Origin of the sequence: Streptomyces sp. NPDC047315 (genome assembly GCF_040643215.1) — a bacterium.
Lineage (GTDB): Bacteria > Actinomycetota > Actinomycetes > Streptomycetales > Streptomycetaceae > Streptomyces.
On the sequence record NZ_JBEYTZ010000081.1, the window covers coordinates 1 to 6,950 of the forward strand.

Consider the following 6,950-nt stretch of genomic DNA (forward strand, 5'->3'; position numbering starts at 1 on the left):
CACGCCCCACATAACCCCGAGCCAAACCCAACCCACCCACATACAACTCCCCCACCACACCAACCGGCACCAAACCCAACCCGCCATCCAACACATACACCCGGGAGTGGAAGACGGGTCGGCCGATCGGTGTTGCGGTGTCGGTGAACGCGTCGCTCACGGTGGCGCAGACGGTGACCTCCGTCGGTCCGTACGCGTTGACCATGCGGCGGCCGGGCGCCCACCGCGCGACCAGCTCAGCGGAGCATGCCTCACCTCCCACCGTCAGGCTCCGCAGGTGTCCGGCGTACTCCTCCGGCACCGTCGCCAGCACCGACGGAACCACCAATGCGTGGCTCACTGCCGACAGTTCACGTCCCAGCTGCTCCCCCACCAGACGTCCGGGTGGCGGCACGACCAGCGTCGCACCGGACGGGAACGCCAGCGCCAGCTCCCACACCAGCGCGTCGAAGCCCAGTGACGACAGCTGGAGGACTCGGCTGTCGGGTTCGACGACGCACCGCTCGGCCAGGGTGGCGGCCAGGGCGGCGATCCCGGCGTGTGTCACCGCGACGCCCTTGGGGGTTCCGGTGGAGCCGGAGGTGTACATCACGTACGCGGTGTTCGACACCGACGTGCTCACGGGCGGAGCGGAGTGCGGATACCGATCGAAGTGCCGGGCCAGTACGTCCGCGTCCATCACCAGCACCGGCGACGCGTCCGCGAGCATGAACTCGACGCGTCCCGCCGGGTGGTCCGGGTCGATTGGCAGGTAGGCCCCGCCTGCCTTCCCCACGGCAAGGATCGCGACGACCAGGTCCAGCGAGCGGGGCAGCGCCAGTCCCACCAGCCGCTCGGGCCCCACCCCCTGCTCGACCAGCCAGTGCGCGACCTGGTTCGCCCGCACGTCGAGGTCCCGGTAGGACAGCACGTCGCTCCCGGCGACCACGGCCACGGCGTCCGGGTTCCGAGCCGCCTGCGCGGCGAACAGCTCGGCCAGGGGCGCGGACACCAGGTCCGGTGTCGCGCCGGTCCCGTCGGCGAGCAGCCGGGCCCGTTCGTCGTCGGTGAGGAGGTCGACCTGGCTGATGCGTCGGTCCGGTGCGCTCGCCGCCGCGTTCAGCAGCCGCGTCCACCGGGCCGCCAGGGCGTCCACCGTGCTCCGGTCGAACAGGTCCGTGGAGTACTCCACCACGCCCGTGATGCCGTCGGGCGCTCCGGTGCGATCGTGCCGTTCGGTCATGCTGACCGTGAGGTCCACCCGGGACACGCCCATCCGGACCGGTTCGGTGCCGATGTGCACGTCAGGCAGGTCGAACTCGGCGGCGGGGGTGTTCTGGAGCACCAGGGCGACCTGGAACAACGGGTGATGGGCGGCCGACCGCTGGGGGTTGAGCCGCTCGACCAGGTACTCGAACGGGACGTCCTGGTGCGCGTAGGCCGCGAGACTGGCCTCCCGTACTCGGGCGACCAGCTCGCCGAAGGACGGGTCGGCGGAGGTGTCCGTGCGCAGGACCAGGGTGTTGACGAAGAACCCGACCAGATCGTCCAGCGCTTCGTCCGTGCGGCCCGCGATCCCCGACCCGAGCGGGATGTCCGTTCCGGCTCCCAACCGGGTGAGCAACGCTGCCATGCCCGCCTGCAACACCATGAACACCGTGGCGCCCGAACGTCGCGCCAACTCCGTGATCCGCTGGTGCAGTCCCGCCTCCACCTCGAACCGCAGTTGATCGCCCCGGTACGAGACGACGTCGGGCCTGGGACGGTCGGCGGGCAGCCGGATCTGGTCCGGCAGGCCGGCGAGTTGCCCGGTCCAGTACTCGATCTGACGGGCGAAAGCGCTGTCCGGGTCGTCCTCCTCGCCCAGCAGTTCGCGCTGCCAGAGCGTGTAGTCGGCGTACTGCACCCCCAGCGCCGACCAGCCGGGCGCCTCGCCCTGACGGCGGGCGCGGTAGGCGGTCATCAGATCGTCGGCGAGCGGACGCATCGACCAACCGTCGCCCGCGATGTGATGCAACAGCACCAACAGCGCGCACTCGTTGGCTCCGGTCACGAACACCCGGCCGTGGACGGGTAGTTCCGTCGCCAGGTCGAATCCATGGCGCGCAGCAGCCGACAGCGTCCGGGCCAGCTCCTCCTCGGGCACCTGGTGGACCTCCCAGCCCACCTCCGTCGTGGTCGGCTCGATGACTTGCTGGTGCGGCTGTCCGTCCACGTCGGGGAAGACGGTGCGCAGGGCCTCGTGCCGGATCACCACGTCCCGTAGTGCCAACCGCAGCGCATCGAGGTCCACGTCACCGGTCAGCCGCAGCGCCAGCGGGATGTTGTACGTCGCCGCCCTGCCCTCCAGCTTGTGCAGGAACCACAGGCGCTGCTGGGAGAACGACAGCGGCAGCAGCTCAGGTCGCGGACGGGCCGTCAGCGCCGGCCGGACCTGTTCGGTGCCGTCGAGCAGTTGCCGGGCCAGTCCGGCGGCCGTCGGGGTGGTGAACACCGCCCGGATCGGCAGCTCCGCACCCAGTACCGTGCGTATCCGGCTGGTCAGGCGCGTGGCCAGCAAGGAGTGCCCGCCGAGGTCGAAGAAGTTGTCGTCGACTCCGACCGCGGGCAGGCCCAGTACCTCGGCGAACAGCCCGCACAGCACTTCTTCCTGAGGTGTGCGCGGTGCCCGACCGCCGACGAGGACGCCGTAGTCCGGTGCGGGCAGCGCCGTACGGTCCACCTTGCCGTTCACGGTCAACGGCAACCGGCTGAGCAGGACCACCGCGGCCGGCACCATGAAGTCCGGCAGCCGTTCGCGGAGGTGGCCGCGCAACGACGTGGCCAGTTCCGATGTGCCGCGGGACCCCGCCGGGTCGTTGACCAGCCTGCGGCCCGCGGTCCCCGACCCGGCGTATCCGCCGGACACCGCCCGCCCCGTCACCGGCCCGGCCGGCACCAGCACCGCGTCGAAGCGGTCCACCGAGCCGGACGACCACGTCACGACAACGCCCCAGCCGCGCCGGGCGGCCCAGTCGTGGACCTCCTGCGGATCCAGCGCGGGCCCGGGGTCGCCCGAGGGAACCAGCACGGACAGGGCCCGCGCCTCGGCCGTCTCGTCGGCCGACCGGGCGTTGGGAATGCCCGCCACACGTACCGGTTCGCCCCGGTCCGCCAGTCCTTCCAGCTCGCCCAGTTCATCCAGGGCCTCGACTTCACGGCCCCAGGTCACCTGGGGCACGTCGTCCAAGGCGATCGGCTCCACGGGCGTCTTGTGCAGCACGACCTCGTAGCGGTACCGCGTCAGCTCGTTGTGCGCACGGCCGGGCTTCAGCCTGATGTCGACTCCGCCGATGTGTTCGCTACGGGCGGCCAGGGCGGTGAAGAACTCCGGATCGATCACCAGTTCCTTCTCCGTCAGTACGGCACGCTCGACCGCGGCACGGATGGCGGACGCGGAGGACTCCGGGTACTGCGCACGATGGACCGCGGTCAGCAGCGCCCGCAGCGATCCGGCGTGCCGCACGTCGCCGACGAAGACCCGGCCGCCCGGGGCCACCAGTTCCATCGCCCCGGTCAGCACCCGTTCCAGGTAGTCGCCGTCGGGGAAGTACTGCACGACCGAGTTCAGTACGACCGTGTCGAAGAATCCGGTCGGCAGCCCCTCGGGCTCGTGCGCGGCTTGGACCCGTAGCCGCACCCGGTCGGACAGCCCGGCCCGCTCCACCTGCCGGGCGAGGGCGTCGATCACCACGGGAGAGAAGTCCGTCCCCCAGTAGGCTTCGCACTCCGGCGCGATACGGGACAGCAGCAGCCCCGAGCCGACGCCGATCTCCAGCACGCGCCGAGGCCGGTGAGCCACGACCTGCTCGACTGCTGCGGCCCGCCACTCGCGCATCTCCGCCACGGGGATGACATCGCCGGTGTAGCTCGAATTCCAGCCGGTGAAGTCCTCGCCGAACTCCGCGTCGGCCGGGCCGGAGTACACCGAGTCGTACAGCTCGCGCCACTCGTCGACGTGTGCTCCGGCCTCGACGTCCGACGCGTCGACAGCTCCTGGAACGACGTAGCCCACCAGGCGTTTGTCGCCGGGCTGGTCCTCCCGGGCCACCACCACGGCCTGGGCCACGCGCGGGTGCTCGGCCAGGACCGTCTCGATCTCACCGGGCTCGACGCGAAAGCCCCGGATCTTCACCTGTTCGTCGCCACGGCCCACGAACTCCAGTTGGCCGTCCCGACTCCACCGCACCACATCCCCGGTGCGATACATCCGCGACCCGGCCGAACCCCACGGATCCGCGGCGAACCGCTCCGCCGTCAGCCCGGGCCGGCCCAGGTACCCGCGGGCCAGGCCCGCACCGGCGACGTACAGTTCACCGGCCACACCGGGCGGTACCAGACGCAGTCCGGCGTCCAACACGTACGCCCGCATGCCGTCCATCGGGCCGCCGATCGGCACTCCGGCACCGATCCGCAGCGGTTCCCGCTGGCGGTCGACCGGATACCGGCATGCGAACGTGGTGGTCTCGGTCGGGCCGTAGCCGTTCACGACCACCAGGTCGGGGTTGCCGGCCAGCACCTGCCGGACGGCGGACGGAGCGACCACGTCACCGCCGGCCCACAGCTGCCGCACCCCGGACAGCGCCGCGGCGTGCTGCTCCGCCACCACCGCGAAGACCCCGGCGGTCAGCCACAGCCCCGTCACCTGCCGTGCGACAACCGTCTCGGCCAAGGCGTCGATGTCCGAGCCGCTCGCCTCGGCGACCACGACGGTTCCGCCACCCAGCAGCGGCACCCACAACTCGTACGTCGACGCGTCGAACAACGGCGAGGAGTGCAGCAGCACCCGCTCGTGCCCGACGGCGAAGCGCCGGTCCCGTGCCAGTGCGACGACCTCGGCGTGGCTCACCACGACGCCCTTGGGGGTGCCGGTGGAGCCTGACGTGTACATCACGTACGCGGTGTTCGCCGGCAGCACGGTGACCGGCGGGGCGGTGTCGGGACGGGTCCCGAGGTCGCTCGGCAGCGTCTCGGTGTCGACCAGGAGCACCGGGGAGGCGTCGGCCAGCATGAACTCCAGCCGATGCGGCGGGTAGTCCGGGTCGATCGGCAGATAGGCCCCGCCGGCCTTCCCCACGGCCAGGATCGCCACGACCAGGTCCAGCGATCGAGGCAATGCGAGGCCCACCAGGCGCTCGGGTCCCACGCCCTGCTCGACCAGCCAGTGCGCCAGCCGGCTCGCCCGAGCGTCCAGCTCCACGTAGGTCAGCTCGGTCCGGTCGCTCACCAGGGCGACGGCGTCCGGGCTCTGCCGCACCTGCTCGGCGAACAGCGCTGGCAGCGTCGCCGACGGCACGTCCAGGGCAGCGCCGGTCCCGCGGGCGAGCAGGTGGGCGCGCTCGTCCTCGGTGAGGATGTCGACCTGGCCGATGCGCAGGTCGGGGTCGGCCACGACCGCTCGCAGCAGCCGGACCCAGCGAGCGACCAGCTCGTCCACCGTGTCCCGGTCGAACAGGTCGGTGGCGAACTCCGCCGTCCCCGCGATGCCGCGGCAGGCACGGTCTTGCCCGTGTGACTCCGACAGGCTGAAGAACAGGTCGAACCGCGACGTGGCGGTGCTGACGAACTCCGACCGCACCCGAGTGCCCGAAAGCTCGAACTCCGCCGCCGGAGCGTTCTGGAGCGTGAACATCACCTGGAAGAGCGGGTGATGCCCGGCCGACCGCTGCGGGTTCAGCAGTTCGACGAGGTGCTCGAACGGCACGTCCTGGTGGGCGTAGGCGGCGAGACTGGTCCTGCGGACCTGGTGGACCAGGTCGGCGAAGCGTGGATCGCCGGTGGTGTCGGTGCGCAGTACGAGGGTGTTGACGAAGAATCCGACCAGGTCGTCCAAGGCCTCGTCGGTGCGGCCGGCGATGGCGCTGCCGAGCGGAACGTCCGTGCCCGCCCCCGAGCGAGTGAGCAGTGCGGCCATTGCGGCGTGCAGCACCATGAACACCGTGGCGCCCAACCGCCGTGCCAGCTCCGTGATCCGTCGGTGCAGTTCCGCGTCCAGTTCGAAGTGCAGGTGGTCGCCCTGGTAGGAGGCGACTTTGGGGCGGGGTCGATCGGACGGGAGGGTCAACTGGTCGGGGACGCCCGCCAACTGCTGGGTCCAGTAGTCGACCTGGCGGGCGTACACGCTGTCCGGGTCACGGTCGCTGCCCAGCAGTTCGCGCTGCCACAGCGTGTAGTCGGCGTACTGCACCCCCAGTGCGGCCCATTCGGGCGCCTCGCCCTGCCGGCGGGCGCGGTAGGCGGTCATCAGATCGTCGGCGAGCGGACGCATCGACCAGCCGTCGCCCGCGATGTGATGCAACAGCACCAAGAGCACGGTGTCGGTGCGGCCAGCCATGAAGACCCGTCCCCGTACCGGCAGTTCGTTCGCCAGGTCGAACTCGTACCGAGACGCGGTCGAAAGCGCCTGGGCCGTGAAGCGCTGGACGTCCCAGGCCACTTCCACCGCGTCCGGTTCGATCACTCGCTGGTGCGGTTGTCCGTCGACGTCGGGGAAGACGGTGCGCAGGGCCTCGTGCCGGATCACCACGTCCCGTAGTGCCAACCGCAGCGCATCGAGGTCCACGTCACCGGTCAGCCGCAGCGCCAGCGGGATGTTGTACGTCGCCGCCCTGCCCTCCAGCTTGTGCAGGAACCACAGGCGCTGCTGTGCGAACGACAGCGGCAGCAGCTCAGGTCGCGGACGGGCCGTCAGCGCCGGGCGTGTGGCGCCTTCACCGGCGCGGTCACCGGCGCCGGCCACGTACTCGGCGAGCCCGGCTGCGGTCGGTGCGGCGAACACCTCCCGGATCGGCAGTTCGATGCCGAGCACGGTCCTGACCCGGCTCACCAGCCGGGTCACCAGCAGCGAGTGGCCGCCGAGGTCGAAGAAGCTGTCGTCGATCCCGACCGCCGGCAGGCCGAGCACCTCGGCGAACAGCCCGCACAGCACTTCT

General features: G+C 71.1%; 1 protein-coding gene. It reads right to left on the reverse strand.

Going from position 1 to position 6,950, the window contains the following annotated elements; all coding sequences use genetic code 11:
- A partial coding sequence (locus ABZ842_RS38445) for an amino acid adenylation domain-containing protein (protein ID WP_361548430.1) occupies positions 1–6,950 on the reverse strand: 6,950 nt, incomplete at both ends.